Source organism: Rossellomorea marisflavi, assembly GCF_009806575.1.
In the GTDB taxonomy this organism is placed as follows: domain Bacteria; phylum Bacillota; class Bacilli; order Bacillales; family Bacillaceae_B; genus Rossellomorea; species Rossellomorea marisflavi_A.
This window is the reverse complement of the sequence record NZ_CP047096.1, coordinates 103,740-120,193: the sequence shown is the minus strand read 5'-3', so window position 1 is coordinate 120,193 and position 16,454 is coordinate 103,740. Positions and strand designations below refer to the sequence as shown.

Annotated in this window: 18 protein-coding genes; 8 read left to right on the top strand and 10 right to left on the bottom strand. The window is 35.6% G+C overall.

The genetic code is table 11. The features are described 5' to 3' along the window. Positions 1 to 45: 45 nt before the first annotated feature. From D5E69_RS23250 to D5E69_RS23220, 6 genes are all read right to left on the bottom strand, one after another. Entirely contained in the window at positions 46 to 444 is a 399-nt protein-coding gene (locus tag D5E69_RS23250; RefSeq protein ID WP_159130514.1) for a hypothetical protein, read from the bottom strand. Between the two features lie 271 nt (positions 445 to 715). Then, positions 716 to 1,696, bottom strand: coding sequence for a trypsin-like serine peptidase (locus D5E69_RS23245; protein ID WP_159130513.1), 981 nt, complete (start codon positions 1,694 to 1,696; stop codon positions 716 to 718). Positions 1,697 to 1,780: 84 nt separating this feature from the next. Beyond that, positions 1,781 to 2,137: a DUF3221 domain-containing protein gene (locus tag D5E69_RS23240; RefSeq protein ID WP_159130512.1), complete on the bottom strand. Its 357-nt coding sequence runs from the start codon at positions 2,135 to 2,137 to the stop codon at positions 1,781 to 1,783. A gap of 194 nt (positions 2,138 to 2,331) precedes the next feature. Next, positions 2,332 to 3,513, bottom strand: coding sequence for a DUF3854 domain-containing protein (locus D5E69_RS23235; RefSeq protein WP_159130511.1), 1,182 nt, complete (start codon positions 3,511 to 3,513; stop codon positions 2,332 to 2,334). A gap of 629 nt (positions 3,514 to 4,142) precedes the next feature. Further along, a complete protein-coding gene (locus tag D5E69_RS23225) occupies positions 4,143 to 5,564 on the bottom strand; it encodes a CpaE/TadZ family protein (protein WP_159130510.1) in 1,422 nt (473 codons plus the stop codon). Beyond that, the gene (locus D5E69_RS23220) at positions 5,536 to 5,790 is read right to left on the bottom strand and encodes a helix-turn-helix domain-containing protein (RefSeq protein WP_159130509.1); all 255 of its coding nucleotides are present in this window, start codon (positions 5,788 to 5,790) and stop codon (positions 5,536 to 5,538) included. The genes D5E69_RS23225 and D5E69_RS23220 overlap by 29 nt, the downstream gene beginning before the upstream one ends. A 395-nt stretch (positions 5,791 to 6,185) precedes the next feature. Between D5E69_RS23220 and D5E69_RS23215 the strand changes: the two genes are divergently transcribed. The 8 genes from D5E69_RS23215 (at position 6,186) to D5E69_RS23180 (ending at position 12,744) form a co-directional block, all read left to right on the top strand. Further along, entirely contained in the window at positions 6,186 to 7,136 is a 951-nt protein-coding gene (locus D5E69_RS23215) for a Rad52/Rad22 family DNA repair protein (RefSeq protein WP_159130508.1), read from the top strand. A 69-nt stretch (positions 7,137 to 7,205) separates the two neighbouring features. Then, entirely contained in the window at positions 7,206 to 8,336 is a 1,131-nt protein-coding gene (dnaN, locus tag D5E69_RS23210) for a DNA polymerase III subunit beta (protein WP_159130507.1), read from the top strand. Positions 8,337 to 8,387: 51 nt separating this feature from the next. Continuing rightward, complete coding sequence (locus D5E69_RS23205) at positions 8,388 to 8,741, top strand: MBL fold metallo-hydrolase (RefSeq protein ID WP_159130506.1); 354 nt, start codon at positions 8,388 to 8,390, stop codon at positions 8,739 to 8,741. 16 nt (positions 8,742 to 8,757) lie between these two features. Beyond that, positions 8,758 to 9,255 carry a hypothetical protein gene (locus D5E69_RS23200; RefSeq protein ID WP_159130505.1) on the top strand — a complete coding sequence of 166 codons (498 nt, stop codon included), beginning with the start codon at positions 8,758 to 8,760 and terminating at the stop codon, positions 9,253 to 9,255. Next, positions 9,256 to 9,939, top strand: coding sequence for a hypothetical protein (locus D5E69_RS23195; protein WP_159130504.1), 684 nt, complete (start codon positions 9,256 to 9,258; stop codon positions 9,937 to 9,939). A gap of 19 nt (positions 9,940 to 9,958) precedes the next feature. Continuing rightward, on the top strand, positions 9,959 to 10,933 hold the full coding sequence (locus D5E69_RS23190; RefSeq protein WP_159130503.1) for a hypothetical protein: 975 nt from the start codon (positions 9,959 to 9,961) through the stop codon (positions 10,931 to 10,933). Continuing rightward, positions 10,930 to 11,796, top strand: coding sequence for a ThiF family adenylyltransferase (locus D5E69_RS23185; protein WP_249931629.1), 867 nt, complete (start codon positions 10,930 to 10,932; stop codon positions 11,794 to 11,796). The genes D5E69_RS23190 and D5E69_RS23185 overlap by 4 nt, the downstream gene beginning before the upstream one ends. A gap of 318 nt (positions 11,797 to 12,114) precedes the next feature. Further along, positions 12,115 to 12,744 (top strand): DUF4352 domain-containing protein, encoded by a 630-nt coding sequence (locus D5E69_RS23180; RefSeq protein WP_159130502.1) that lies wholly within the window; start codon positions 12,115 to 12,117, stop codon positions 12,742 to 12,744. Between the two features lie 195 nt (positions 12,745 to 12,939). On the opposite strand, the gene D5E69_RS23175 is transcribed toward D5E69_RS23180, so the two are convergent. The 4 genes from D5E69_RS23175 to D5E69_RS23160 form a co-directional block, all read right to left on the bottom strand. After that, positions 12,940 to 13,797, bottom strand: a complete 858-nt coding sequence (locus tag D5E69_RS23175) for a hypothetical protein (RefSeq protein WP_159130501.1) — start codon at positions 13,795 to 13,797, stop codon at positions 12,940 to 12,942. Positions 13,798 to 13,800: 3 nt separating this feature from the next. Further along, positions 13,801 to 14,472, bottom strand: coding sequence for a hypothetical protein (locus D5E69_RS23170; protein ID WP_159130500.1), 672 nt, complete (start codon positions 14,470 to 14,472; stop codon positions 13,801 to 13,803). Then, positions 14,459 to 15,064, bottom strand: coding sequence for a hypothetical protein (locus D5E69_RS23165; RefSeq protein ID WP_159130499.1), 606 nt, complete (start codon positions 15,062 to 15,064; stop codon positions 14,459 to 14,461). The genes D5E69_RS23170 and D5E69_RS23165 overlap by 14 nt, the downstream gene beginning before the upstream one ends. A gap of 101 nt (positions 15,065 to 15,165) precedes the next feature. Continuing rightward, complete coding sequence (locus D5E69_RS23160; RefSeq protein ID WP_159130498.1) at positions 15,166 to 16,032, bottom strand: tyrosine-type recombinase/integrase; 867 nt, start codon at positions 16,030 to 16,032, stop codon at positions 15,166 to 15,168. Positions 16,033 to 16,454 lie beyond the last annotated feature (422 nt).

The following is a 16,454-nucleotide window of genomic DNA, read 5'->3' as shown; positions in this document are numbered from 1 at the left end:
GCCCCTCTCTCATAAGGAAAGAGGGGATATAAGGTTTGCATATGGTTATGTTCCTAGTCCTGCCATGTAACCGGCGATATCATAGGCTTTTACGATAATTACAATTCCAACACCGGTACAGACCAAGCAACCAATAGCACCAGACCGTTTCTGAGGGTTACCGGAAGATCCTTGCAGCATCATGCCTCCAATAACAAGCCATAAAATACTCCATAGACCTGCAATGGTGATGACTAGAATTACAATCTTGTTCAAGTCCTTAGTAATATCTTTGGTTGCTGTAGCACTATCTTTAGAACTTGTAATACCAGCGCCGTCTTTAAAGGCTTTTCCTGCACTTGCCTCTGCAACCTGTGGATTTACTACATTCTCCAACGTACTTATACCTAAGAATGCGATAGTTGCCATTGTTACGATAAGTAATAATTTCTTAATCCTTTTCATTCTCTTTGTTTGCACCTCCATTGATATTTTGGATTTTTAAACGCAAAAAACCCACTAAGTACACAAAGCTTTGAGAATACTAAGTATTCTCCTTTGTATAATTAGTGGGTTTTTCCCATTTATGTTATTAAATTAGATGATTTGAATATTTTTCTTTTCTACAAGGTCAATTTTATATAAAAGCCACTGATTAATCAATCTTTTTTTAGAACTATTTTCGAGATGACTTTATAGTATTAAAAAACACCCCCTATTAGGGAGTGTTAAATGGCTATCTTTGGGCGGCTTTTATGAAATCATATACAGGTTTTGTCATTTTGGGTCCCCCATTGTATGTTTTACCATCACTGAATCCATAAGAACCTCTATGGACACCAATAATCTCGTTCGAACTATTTAATAATGCAGAACCAGATTGCCCTCTATATGTGTCTATTTGATAAAAGGCTAAAGCAGTGTCCTCTCTTCCAATACTTCCAGACATTCCCCATTGGGAAACCCTTCCTGTTGAATCAATACGATCTTGTGGGTACCCATATAGTTTTATAGATTGATTTACAACATTATTTACTTGCTTAATAGGTCTATAACCAGCAACGTCACCTGCATTTTGCCCCATATAAGGAGCTAATTTAAGTACCGCATAGTCATGTGTACTAGAACCATTATTTATCCAATGGCTTGGCACAAAATAATCGACTACTTGGTAGGCACCGTAACTGTAATGATTTTCATTTAATCCTGGAATAACGTACCCGCTGGTTATCCCTTTCTGTTTACTAGGATCAACCACACAGTGTCCATTTGTCAAAACAGTGTCCTTTCCTATTAGTGTACCTGAACACCATCCCCAAGAATCACCCCAATCCAATTCAATATAAGTGATTTGCCTGTATGGATTGACCGAGGTATCAGTTACTACTTTCCTTCCATCTTGACCAATTACTACATTAGGTGCATATGATTTTTCAAAATTAAAAGGGGATACACTTTTATAAGGCTTATCTTTCTTAAAGTCAGGCAGATCTCTTTCAGGAAGAACTTTTCCTGAACCATTAAAAGACGTGTTCTGTTCTAGAGTAGATGAATTTTCTAAGTATTTCTTGTAATCTTCATACTTAATAACTTCACCTTTTGAATTCACCATATCATTAGGGTGAACATTTTTAGACTCCTTATCATTTGCTAAGGAAGTCACTGGCATCAGAATCAAACCCAAAACTAAAAGCAAAAAGAAGTAATATTTTTTCATATTTTCCTCCTTTTGACATATTTAGGTTTAATATAACACAATAAGAGGAAAAATTGGTATATTATAATTAAAATAGTAAAATATTCACACTTTTTCAATTTTTAAAACTATTATTCTCCCTGGGTAAGATTCCACTGTTTCTGTATACCAAATTACTACTCTATCACCTGATTTTACATTTTTAATAATTGCATTACTCAAATCTAGCTTTACTATCTCAGAGGAATATTCTTGTGTTAATTCCTTTATCGAAAGAACTTCGATTTCTTGACTTGTAATATCTCTGTTAGAGACAAGGTAGAACTGATCATTTCTCTTTATAAGAATTCCTTCTTTTGTGGATGCTCCATTTTGAATTTTATAATTTTGACTTAAATCTCCCAGATACCAAAGCAATGTAAGAATGATAAAAGCAATTAACAATCTTATAAGTCTCTTCAAAAAAACACCTCACCCTTCAAATTCTCCCCTATTTTAACAATAATTTGAAATAGGTTCTATGGGTATTTGTTATTCTTAAGGAGGATATAACGATTTCATTATCTAGTGTTTTAAAAGATACAATAACTAAAATTAGGGCAAAAAAAAAGCCAAGAAAATTTTACTTTTCTTGGCTTCTTAATAACCAAACACATTTAGACTAATCTTCTCAGCTCCGGGAAACTTTTATTAATTAAAAGATCGTCTATGCCTTTGCCATCCTTCTTTCCATCCCATAAAGAGATATATACTTGCAGACCTTCATTTCTGAGACCCTTAATACATTCTTTTAAATGCTTCTGAACATACACATTAGAAACAGAATCCATATCGTAGCAAATATTAACTCTTTCTGCTCCCATTTCTTTTAATATAGGGATTGCTAAACGCCAGCTCCCTACTCCAGGCAGTCCTAACATTGTGGTCCCAACGTCAGAAAGTTCCTCCTTATCATAAACCTGAACAATTTTATCAATGGCTATATCCTGCTTGAGTGGTCCTTCTCCTAGCCAAACACTTTTTGCTCTTCGTAATTCCCCAACGGACCAATCCTTTAACTCTGATGAAGGAACGGATACGTGTACAGGGGCAGGCAGTCCACTTATCGTACCTTTAGGCTTATTGGCTGAAGACAACCAAAAATAACGTTGCCCCTTAGTTAACGTCACCCATCCAATAATATTATTCTCATGATAGATAGTTACATTTTCATCGAGGGTAAACTCCTTCTCCATTAAAATTTCTCCCTCATACGATACTTGAACAATATTTGGCTGCCTTTTTACTTCTGCGTGCAGTAATTCATCTCTCTTTTTCAGTTTTATTTCATTTGGTGGGTTATCAATCCTTATTTGAAATCCCTCTATTTCATTTTTATTGTTCCTAAAAGGAATAAGAATGCCCTTTGGCCCTGATACATTCCAATAAGAACCACCATTTCTCCCTTTTGCTAAATAAAATCCTGGGACCCCTGTGAAATCCTTTAGACCTATTGATTTTTCAATTAGCCTTGCACAATTCCAAGGTTTCTCAGGGAAAGACTTATATTCTCTAATTCGTATTTGCTCATCACTTAGTCCCCTATCTTTACCTGAAAGATGATTATAGTGATCATTACTCAATTCCGTATTAACTAAAAGACTTCGGTATATAGTATCCAATGAATCAGATGATAGTTTTTTTTCACTATTCTCTTGCTGAATGTTTTCAGTCGTAATTTGCTTTTTTTCGTTTCTCTTCAGCCAATGTAACCATGAAGGACAAGCAGAGTTCTTTGAGAATGGTTTTTCACTCTCAATTCTGATACAGGCTACTGCATCTCCATTCGTGTTGATCATACAACCCCCTGTATGAGAACATATGGGACACGTTTCCCTGGTCATTTCAAACCAACCTTTAATACTTGTAGCTCTTAACGTATTTCGCGTTTTGCTCATAAAATCCATCCTCTCTGTTTTTAGACAATACAATCGATAAATCTGGACTGGTCTGTGGGTGGCATCACCGTTACCACTGAAAAGTGATTCTCACCCTCTTCAGAAAGAACAACTACGATTGGGTTTTGAGAAGTATCTATGCCTGTTAGAACATAGGTCCTTGCCACTTGGTTTATCCTTCGATTAAACCCCATTTGAACCTCGTGTATTTTTCCGCTCATGATACATGAAACCAAATCTCCACGTGAATATCCTCTTTTGACCATTTGATTGTAGGTATGTACACCAATTCGCACATAACCTTTCCCCCCATTAATACTTTCTTTATTACTTTCAGCTTGCTCCCTTTTTTCACGAATTCCACCCCCTTTTTAAACACAAAAAGCGGCCTTTGAATGATAGACATAGGAATTCATATCCCTTGCTCTACCGATCCAAAGACCGCATATGTTTGATTAATCCGGCTAACCTAATGAAGGTTGCAAAAAAGCTAAGAAAAATGTTAATACTCAAAATATATCATTAATCAATTAGCCTTTCAATGCAGGAAGGATAGATTTAAATTTACGGATCCAGCGGTTTCTAGGTGGTATATATCCTTTCCCTTCAAAGCTTTGCCCCATAATATGCTTCCCTAATAAGGTGAACGGTTCAATCAATTTTTCATAAACATCTTCATGATCGATTAGAGGATTACATTCAAAATTATTCTTATCTACCTCTTCATATAATGCAGGTAATGTGGCTAGGATTGGTATTTCCATCTCTTGAGCAGTACGGTCAATCTGACTGAAGTTCAACTTCTTATTGAAGATTAGATATACATTAATTTTTCTCTTACACAGTACCTTCTGGATATATTCTTTCCAAGCCAGTACTTGTTGAAGATTGTTATCCACTACTATCCAAATTTCGTCCAAGTGATCAAGTGTTTGTATAGTATAGTCTTCTAGTTCTCCAGTAGGTAGATCGACCAGGAGCGTATCATAATACTTTACTCCATCCACATAAGCACTTAAGGAATCAGAATTCCAACCGTAATTGAGATCCTTCGAATCAATGGGTAGCCAATAGACATTGTGAAAAGGGATAGCAAAATTCAAATTAGTCGCTTGATCATTGTGTAAGAGGCTTGCGTATGACTTCCATTCTGTAGGTAATCCACTCATTTTCATCAAGTAATTTTTAAGGTGATATCGGTTATTTAAACCTTCAAGAACCGCTGTCTCTATTTTGTGCATACCTAAAAACAATCCAAAATTAATTACAAATGTTGTAACGCCTATGCGATAAAGAGGTGACCAAACCCCTATTGTCTTATTTCCATCATGCTGAGGTTGCTTATACGTTTGCTTAATGAGTGATCTTGCCTTCTTTAAATAATCGTAATTAGAAGATTGATGATCATCTATAGTAGCAATATTTTCCCCTTTGTCTTTAGACGCTTTTTCATTCCCCTTATCAATTGACTTCGCAATTGCACTGGGGTCTTGCTCATCTTTTATTTCAGTGGATTTGTTTTCTTCAATCCCTGTATTTTCAGACCCAGGAACTGTAATCTGTCCTTTAAGGAAAGAATCATTTTCCACTATCGCTCCTTTGAAATCTAATCGGATTTTTTTAGAAAGCTTGGCTGCAGGTAACCAATTAAGAAGTTGAGTGATTCCAGGGAAAATGCTAATTGTTTGATTTGGATATTCTAACTCATCAATTTTTTCACTGCCTAAGAGCAATACATTTGTCGGAACGTTGCCTAGTGTATTAAGTAAATGGACAGAATCAATAAATACAAATGTGAAACCGTTCTGTACTTCCCTTTTAAAATCCTCAATATTTTCCACGACGATATATGAAGCGTCTTCCATAGCCTCATTAAATTTAGAAATGAATTTTTGCTCTAGTTTCTGTCTGCTTTGAGTATTTTCACTTAAAAAGATCAGTACTCTTATCATTTTCCCTCTTCTCCGTTTCAAGATACGCATTTACTTTCTTTTTCAAGCGGCCACTGAAGGGTAGATGATAATTCTCCACTGCCCCTAAATAGCTTGTACTGATGCCAAGAGCCCGAGCAAATTGGTATTGTGTCATGCCTAATCGTTTCCTCAAAATGATAAGACGCTCCACGTCATTTTCTGTCTCAATCTTGCCTAAAGTGGTAATACGAACTAATTCCGCCATCTTCTTATTCTCTCCTTTAATTCTTCATGAAAATAAAAATGCTCATACTTCCCCTAAAGGAAGTATGAGCATGTGATTGCTTTACAGTATATTGTTATGGTATATGCAAATTCATTTTGATTATAGCACATGAATATACCTACTGCATTATTCGATTTTTCTAAAAGTAGGCATTTTAGGATTGTTCATGGAAAAGATATCAGATATACTTACGGTATATTCACTTTCGTTAAGCTTTTATGCGACCACCTTTGTGGCCAGCGGTTATTCAAAAAATGTAAAGCCTTTGGGCTGTTTGTAAGTAAAAGAACTCTTTTACCTATCAAACTGCCCAAAGGCTTTTTTGCGTTTCCGCAAAACGTAGTGAGTAAATTAAACTATGGGAGTGCTTTGACATGGCAGAAGAAAAAGATTGTATAAACGAAATTGCAGAAAGACTTAAGGCTCCATTTGATCCAAAGAATGTAGAGTGGAGAGTAAACAATGTCAGTAACAAAAATGGGAATAAAGCAATGCTCGTAGCGTATGTACAAAACCGAGCAATTCAGGATCGATTGGATGAAGTATTTGGTATTTGCGGTTGGCAAAACGAGTATAAAGAGCTTCACGATGGGATCATCTGTGGTATTACTGCTTTTATAGGTGATCGTAAAGTGACTAAATGGGATGGTGCGGATAAGACTAACATTGAAGCAACAAAAGGAGGTTTATCTAACTCCATGAAGAGAGCTGCTTCACAATGGGGGATTGGCCGCTACCTCTATGAATTGGATGCTCAATGGGTATCTGTGGAACAAAGGTCATGCAACTCAACAGACATATATGTTAATGCTAAAGCAAAAAACAACCAATGGATTACAGGTTACTGTAAAGTCCCTACATTACCATCAAAGGCACTTCCCGGGTCTAACAAAAATAAGCATTTTCAACAGTCTGAACAAGGATTAAAAACAAACCACGCTAGTTTTGACTTTAAGGGAGCCTTAAAGACTATAGCTAAAATGGAAAATGCACTAAGTATTGGTCAAAATGAACAAAGCCATAAAATCCGTTATGGTGTATTCAATCGAGCTAATAATTACGAAACCAATTTTAGAAAAGAGTTTACAAGTGCGACAGAAGAAGAATTAAGAAATTACTATAATGCCCTATCTCCCGTAGCTAACGTAGTTAAAATGGCAAAGCAACACAATATTGACACCGACCATTTAATACGTATTTGCCAGCTTGTGCTTAAGGAGGAGATTCAAGAGGTCTATAGTCTATTCTTCAAATTGAATTCAAGTGCACATGAGGCAGATATAATTTCGTATATTGTAGAAGATGCTAAAAATCAAACTGCATGAGCAGAGGAGAATAAAGCATAAGTAAGGATCTAAGGATCCCCTTATGCTTTTTTATTGGAGGGAATTAAGATGAAATTAACTATTCATAAAGAGACCATTACAGAAGCATTGAAAAAAGTAACAAGGGTTCTCGCTTCAAACAGTGCAATACCCATACTTAATGGAGTGCTACTTGAAGTAAGTAACAAAGAGGTCCTTTTAACTGCGTCCAATAGCACTGAAACTATTCGTCAGACTATCACTGTAGACAATGTATCAGTTGATGTAATTGAACCAGGTAAGATTGTTATCCCTAAGCCGGTTATTGACATTGTAAAGAAATGTAATAAAGACATTAACTTTAGTCTTAATGGCTATTCTTTAAATGTTGTAAGTGGCAAGAAAACTTTTGACTTTACCTGTCTAGATGCTACTGATTACCCTAAGTTTCCTGACATTGATTTAAGTAAGCCATCATTTGTGTTAGAGGGCCATACATTCCATCAATTGATTCGGAAAACTGCTTATGCTGCTAGCAATTCAGAAACTCGTCCTATATTAACAGGTGTTTGTTTTGAATTGGCAGAAGGGAACTGTAGCATGATTTGCACAGACTCTCATAGGCTAGGCAGGGTGATTCAGCCCGCAGCCTCTGAGGAAAAATTAAAGATTGTAGTACCAGCTAAAGCATTTGATACTATGACAAAGGTATTCGATTTCGGACAGGATGTTGAGATGTTCATTGAGAATGATCTACACATTCTTATAAAAAATAATAGTACTACTTTCCTCTCTCGCTTATTAGAAGGTACCTATCCTGATTGTAATCGACTGATTCCTTCAACAAATAGTTCAGTCATGACAATTAACAGAGAAGCATTGTTTGATGCAATCGATACATTGAAGGATATAGCGTCCCAATCAGATACTTCTAAAGATACAGGAGTGGTAAAACTGAATGTTAATGGCGTCGCTACGTTTTCGACAGCCAATAATCAAAAAGGAAAAGGAACCATTGAAATTCCCTATGAAAACCTGGAAGGAGAAGATGACTTTACAGTTTCATTCAACTGTAAATATGCTCTGGATGCGTTAAAGTCTCTTGATAGTGACGTAGTTGAGGTTAGTTTCAATGGGGGTATGCGACCATTCTTAATGGGACCAACAGGCGATGCAGACTTAGAGGAAGTCCACTTAATCCTTCCAGTCCGAACAGTCTAAATGAAAATTACGAGAAGAGGCTTGAGCTTCTTCTCTTTTTAGGGTGATGATATGAAATTCATTAAAGAGAAATTCTTAATTGAATTGGAACAATACAAGATAAATCCGTTAGAAGAAGTAACCAGTAAGAAGACTATATCCAATGTTGGTAAGGTCCTCAAACATTTATGGTATCACGATAAACCTTCTTCTATAGATTTTGATGCTTTCACACTCCAGGATATTGAAGAAGCTAAAGATGTAATAGCTAGCCTTCCTTATTCCTGGGACGAAGGTGGAGAGTCATTTATATGCGATCCTTCTAATGCATTGGTGAAGCTTGATTTATTGCTGGATATACCAAATGAATTAGTACATTCAAAAAATAAGCTTCGGAAAATAGATTGCGGAGATGAGTTTATCTAAAGAGAGGGTTATTATAATGCCAATAACAGAAATGGATGTTTATGATTACCAATCATATCAAATCAGCTTGGATTGCCTTTCAATGCTTAAGATTTTACATGATAACGGAAAGGACATTTCTCACGTCCGCACATTTATGACAAGTGTTCATCATGGACTTCCTGAAGTGACCGAAATATTTTCTATGGCTTTAAAATCACTTTTTGAATGTCACTTTAATGATGATCCAGAGTTTCCTTTACCAAATAAAGATGAGGGCGAGATTAGAGCGGTCCTTCTAGACACTGAGTTTTCGGACGTATTAAAGTCTGCTGATTCAGTTCTTTTTATGGATGAACTATTAGAAACTATTAAAGAAACAGATGCTGAATTCGATGTGGATATTGCTCCTCTTGATGATAATTCTGGCTTATTAATAGACGTGTACTATGGATCCGACCTTTACCCACTATTGGAGGAATTGTTGGAATTTCGCAGTAGAGCAAAAGTTTTAACTACATCCCAGGAGGAATAAATGATGCAATTAGAAGTGAAAATGGATTTCGATAAGCTAATTAATTTTGAGGATACAATTGATATAAAACAGACAACTGGATTGAGTGATGAATATTATCAAATGACCTTATCGCAATTCGTCAACACCATATCTAAATCTGTAGATGCTTCTATGACTCAAAGCATACACTTACCGGCGAATTGTATAAGATATGTTCATATTGGACTTTCTCTGAAACTATATTGTGTGGTTCCTAAAAAACAATGGATCATCAATTATCTAGGAAATTATTACAAAGTAGGCTTTCCTAAATTGATTCTTGAGTACCTCATAGTAGAGAAAGCTAATGCTGGTTCTAAGAGTTACGAAATTAAACTGAAACGGATTGTAGCGGTAAAAGATAATGGCCCGATCAAGAAAGATACAAAAGTCTTTCATTTTCCATATTCACACGTAGATAATTACGGCTCAGTTTGTATGGGATCCACTCAAATTAGAGATATGAGTTGTTTGTCTGAATTGGAAGCAGCTCATTCCTATTTTTTTGACTCCCCTTTTTCGAGTGACTATGGTGAAAAGATTCTATCAAAAGAACCATTGCATGTATTATTTGCTGAGACATTCTTTGAGAAAGATTTTAATGATGAATTACTGGTGCCACATAATAAAACATTTGATGCGTTTTTCGATCTAACTAAATAACTAATTGGAGGAAATCATTATGACTAAAACTGTAGGACAGACAGATATATTTTCAATGTTTGGAATTGAGGATAAGTACGCTGAAGAAAAGTTACAAAAAGAAGCTGAGCTTATGGCTAGGAGAGAAGATATGGCTAAAAAAGCAGAAGAGAGAAAAAAAGGTGTTGCAGCTAGTCCAAGCAAACCCACAGAAAAAAAGGCAGATCCGTTTAATGTTGACCAATCAACCTACGTTTATCACCTTGGTCAAGAATTGCCTATATTGGACTACTTTAGTGTAGAAGAAATCACCTCGGGGCTACCTATTAAGAAAAAGGGTGAAGATGAGGCTACTCTTAACCCGATTAGTGCTGAAGATGTCCGTAAGCGTTTGGAAAAGCATTTTCCTGATTTAGTGGCTGCTTACACTGAAATGGTCAAAATCGAGAAAAAAAATATGATAATGGCCATCCCAAAAGCAAAAAAGAAAGGACTAAATTGTAAAGAGGAGTCTTCTTATGAAGACTCCTCTCTTTCAAGCAAGAAAAAAATACCTGCTTCCATACTAAATGACTTTATCACTCTTTCCAAAGAGTTTGCAGCTACATTTGGAGTGGAGCTACATGCAGATATTTATTTCGATTTAGCCCTTAATGAGTTCTTTATGGATATTCCACATCAAGAGGCTTCTAGGTACACTGTAGAACGTACAGAACAACCCTATGTCACTGCGAATAAGCTAATGGAGCGGAAATTTATTAAAGTGATGGAAATTCATAGCCACCATTATTTTAGTACCACACCATCATCACTAGATAATCAGAATGAACGCCAGGAGAACATGCTATACGCGATTATTGGAAGTGTAGATCACTACTTCCCTGAAATTACGGTTAGAGTCTTTTCTCGAACAAGTAATCGCCATTATAACATTGATCCTGGTAAAGTGTTTGAAACTCCCTTCTCTGATGTTTCTGCCTTATATGACACATCAGTTGTGGAGGTGTTCAGATGATTGATTTACTTGCAAAAGAATATGCAACTCAAAAAAGAAAAAAACTCTTTCCTCTTACTGTATTAGTCGGAACTGGAGGAACTGGATCAGCACTGGTACAACAGATTGCTCAAATGTATCAAGAATTCGATGATAAAGGATTCTTACTCCTGGCAGATCCTGATACGATTGAGGAGAAGAATATTAAGAATCAGTTATTTACTCCAGGAACAGTAGGAAAAAAGAAAGCTGAGGTCTTAGCCAAACGGTACTCATCAGCTTATGGTGTAAACATTCATTCCTATACAAAGGACTATGTTGAAAGTGTGAATGTACTTCAGAAGCTCTATAATCCAGAGTATATTAACATTCCTAATTTCAGCAGTATAGATATGATGGTCCTCCCCATTCTAATTGGTTGTGTTGATAACAACTGGACAAGAAAAATCTTTCATGACTTCTTTAACAAGGTCCCAACGTTACTTTATTTAGATGCTGGGAATGAATCAACCAAGATACCTGTTGATTTTCCAACGAGACCAAAGAGTGAATGGACTTCACAAGAATTAATTGATTACAACGAGTCTGGATGGACTGGCCAAGTTGTAGCGGGTCTGAAAATTAATGGTAAGACTATTTTAGACCCAGCTGCGGTGAGATATCCTGATATCTTAGAAGACGATCCCACAGACAAACAACCGTCCAAACTTTCGTGTGAAGAACTATCTGCAAGTGATCCTCAGCGCTTAGTGACGAACCGTATGGCTGCCCTTAGTTTAAGTTCATACGTAGCCGAACTTTTCGATTGTGGAACCATTAGTAATAGCTTAACGGTATTTCATTCCAGGAAGGGCTATATGCGCTCAGAAATGATCCCAGAATGAACTATGCATCCCTAGCTTCCATTGACGTTTAAAGGGCTCTAAGAGCCACCTGAACCGCTTATCGTACGTTTGTACATGATAGGCGGTTCTTTTTATGGTACAGGCTATTATGAACAATCCTTTATTTAGTTGATAAGCGGGATGACGTCTAGACGAGTTTAGGGCTAAGGAATATGCCTACTTCAATCCTAATTTACCTTTCTATGGAATTAATTGTGTTAGAAAGGATGAATTCCCTAGCCATTTATGTTATTTTTGGAGATTGATGGATGGATATCATTAGCACAGATTAGAATAACTAATAGGAGGAGACGTCATATGAGAGAAAAAAGAAGTGATATTTTTGGGTTCCTTTCCCTAGGAGTTGGTTTTATAGGTTTGTTAAATTGTCTTGTTCCTATCGTGGGGTTAATTACTATAGTGTTTTCGATTATTTTTGGAATAATCTCATTGATAAAGAAGGAGCGGACAAAATGGAAAGCAATCACAGGTATTTCTATTAGTTTTACTGCGTTAATCATTGCAACCGTTGCAATTATAATCTCATTTATTCCGGACCCCACTTTAAGCCAGGTCGACAAGCCTGATTGGGCGCCAGAAGAAGTGTATGATTATGGTTATCCCGTCAAACATGATGACGTTGAGATATCTGTTAACAAAGTGTTCTTTAGCGATGGAAAAATGATTCGCCCAGGTATTACCATAAAAAATATTGGCGAAGACACAGTGCACTATTCCCCTACTGATTTTACATTGGTACAAGACCAAGGTAATGAAAAAGGGAAACGCATAAACCCGGTAACTAATTCGGAACTCATGCTAAAAAGCGGAGAATTGGAACCGGGAGAAGAGATCTCAGGTGAAATCGAATTTGTTTTTCCCGTTAACCATTCTTTCCTTGCCTTAGTCTATAAAGATGAGGTCTATATAGACGTAACCATTGATTGATTAATCATAGTTCTATATGAAGAGAGATAAACCTCACCTGAATGAATTACTTATTGTTACCACCTTGAATTTAGGTGGTTTTTTATTGCAAAACAAAAACTGACCTATAACGATTCATAAGTCAGTTCCAAGTTATTTATTCAAAAAGCAACTCAAGTCGTAACTCGTTATCTTGAAGAAAGCTTCTTTTTGTTTTTAAATTTGGACGAGAATATAATCATCCACTACACTAACATTAATGAAAATCTTTTGCTGAGGGACGTTGTTTCTTACTGATAACAAAGCAGAAAGGGTGGCCACCAGATCTTCACGTTCTGAATAGTGGACGGTTTGATGGAGATCCACACTCAGAATAAACTGTTTACTTTCTTCACTTTCAATATTCAGAATAGTCGCTCCTCCGGCTTTTTCATCACTTTTGAAGCTGGACCACCATCTAAGATCCCACATTTCATAATCCTCCCCTTTAGCGGTTGGTACCATATAAATTTGAGGGTTTATAAATGTCTTAGCCAAAGGTGACCCCATAAGCAATGGGGTATCTTCTTGTCCAGATGAAGATAACCCCCTTCGATGACCTTCATCACTAAGGGCATATAAACTACCAGTGCATAGAAGATCAAAGAACACTTGATTTATTAAGTCATATACATTTTCAAAGTTTGTGACTAGCCACATGGATAATTTGTGTGCGTTCTCCGTCTTTTTCACACTTTCAAGAGCAACACCAAATCCTTGTCTTAAAAGTGAAGGTATTTCATCTTTAAGAGTTCCTAAATCTTGTGCTAAGAAATCATCCTCAATTTCATTCTTTTCATCGTACATGATTTGCAGCATCAGATAATACCCTTGAAAAATTTGACTCTTAGCAATTTCAAAAAAATCGTTATAGAACTTCGTGAGCATTTCTTCTGAATCAATAACATGATTGAATTTCTTGCTGTAAAAATTGGTTAAAGCCATAAATTCTCTTGAAAAGTCTTCGTTGTTTTCAAAATGTAAAGTGAGTTTCTCTTTTGCATATGCCGTTAAATCATTAGTAGCATTGATCATTGATTAGTCCTCCAAATCATTTTCTTGTTCAAAAGGCGGTGACGGGCTATCGTCTTGAAATTTCCAACTATCGCCCTCTTTCACTATGGTCGATATATAATAAATTGGCTTATCATCTTTTACGGTTGTGACCTTTCGATAGAAGTAAGCCTCTTTTTCAAACCTGTCGTAGGTTAGCTCGGAAATCGTATACCCTTTTTTTAATTCAGGCAGCTTATCAATCAGCAACGATTGAACATTCTCTAGAAATAGAGTGCCTGCACTTTCGTTAGGCAAATACTGACTAAGAAAGTCATCTGAGGCGTTCCTGGTCAGAAAATTATAATAGTCATCAACAGATAATTCTCCAGTACTAAATTCATATAATACCTGCCCTAATTTCTTTGAAAATTCTTCAGGGTTAGTATAAGTGGCTTTTTCAATTACTTTCGGATCCACCACTTTTTTCTTGTCTTTATCTATTTTTTCTATTACTTCGTCAATAGGCTTTTCCATTTCTTTATATATTTCTCTTTGGGATTCTACCTTTTGTTCTTTCTCTTGTTCAGCTTTAGCGGCCATCTCACTGTTTTTCTCACCAACTGCATTAGCTTCATTAACAATTCGATTGTTGCAACCAGCAACAGCTAAGCTGGAACTAAGTATTGTAAATAATAAAACATTACGAAGTCCCATACATTAAACCTCCTTCGCATTCTTCTACATCCTTCAAAATATTCCTTAATTCCCTTTTTTCCGATATAGTAAGGAAATTTGCAAGCTCAGTACACTCAATAAGAGATAGATGCATAAGTGCGTTAAGAAATAGATTATTGGTGTTAAAGAGCTTCAATTCTTTAGTCGCAGCATAAATTGGTACTTTAAGTATTTTTTCAAGGCTATAAGCCATTGTAGGTAAATATTTAGATGCGACACTAGTGTGGATCGACAAGCTCTCCATTTTCCTGTCTCCAAACAGTATTAGTGCAATCAATATAGACTTGTATGTAACATCTGAAGAGACGTAAACTTTCTGCTCGTTTTTGTACCAATGTGTAAATTCTTTTTGCTGGGTGTATATGGTTAATTGGTTCCTCTTTAAGTTTACCTGGACCAATGAATCCAATTCATTCTCAGAAATGTAATTGTGAATAAAGGCAAGTTTATTGTTTTCTAAGTTAACTTCAATCCTGAATGGATCCTCAAAAGAAATTTCTCCTTCTCCAATAAGTCCACCGACAGTTAAATTGTGTAATGCTATATGTCGGCTTTCATGTGACTTCATCATTTCCCTCCATTTCACAGAAAAACACCCATAAATCCACACAATTAAATCATGTGTGAATTTATGGGTGTTGTCCCATTAAATTTTCAATTAAGAAAATTATACTATTCAGCCTCATATCTTTCAAGAGTTGTTTCCAATAGCCCTGCAGCACTTAAGCGCTGTATTCCAAGTTCTTCTGCTAAATCATCGACTGTATAATTTTTTTGCTTGTATAAGTGATACGCGTACGAAATCCTTATGTTTTCAAGATTAAAGGTAACAGCAAGATTAAAATCATTTCTAATATATCCAATGTACATGTACAAGGACTCATATTCTATAGGGGCAAAACCACCTGTTGAGTTCTTTTTTGTAGTAAATACATATTCAGACGAATCAAACAAGGAATTATAAAAGTGAGCTCTAAATATACTTGCTTCTTCTCCTTTAAGGACAATACTTCGTTTAGGTGTCCTGATAAAAATGTCCTGGTCCTCTTCAAAAACTTCATTTTTTAGGATATGGAATTCTTTTGCTCTAAACCCATGCATCGCTAATACATATATTGCTTTTAGTATTACAGGATATTTATGACTGTTCATTATGGTTGGGAACATTTTAATTACATTTGAATACTCGACATGCTTAACTCCTCTACGATCAACTTTAAACCGTTCTATCTTAACTGCGGGATCAATCACAATTTTTCCCTTAGCCCATAGGTAATCAAAAAATGTTTTTATATTGGAAACATATCTGTTTACAGTGGAGATCGATGTTCCAGCAGTTATTCTTTCTTCCAGAAATCCTCGGATATCTTTTGGTTGAACTTCAATTGGATCTATAAAGGATTTCTTATACTTATGTTTTAAATGGTTAAAGAACATTTCCACAGTATAAGTGTATTGATTAAGTGTAGTTGAAGAGAATTTTTTTTCATGAATTAAATACTGTTCAAAATCATAGGTGAAATTAAATTTAAAAGTCATACCTCTCACCTCTTTTTATTTCATAGATTAATTATAGCAGATAAGGATTTCTAACCTTAAATAATAATAAATGTAAAAACTTTTTAAAACAAAAACCTATTAAATAGCGTTTTCCCTTCTAGGAAATTGTAAACCCTTAGTGTTAAAGCTTTAGATAGATATAAAACATAAAAAAATTAAATTATAAAATCCATAATCATAAGACTCCGATATTAACATTGGGAAAATCACAAATAGCCCTGGAGAAATTGTGGATAATAATTCCAAGGATAAGTAGATCAGAAAAAGCACAATGAAAACAAGAATTGATTATAAGTTTTCCACAAAAGCTTTTAAAACTATGCACATTCAGTCCCCATTACTAACATAATCCACATAATTCACATATATATTTTCGATTTTTTATGATTTGACTATAAAAG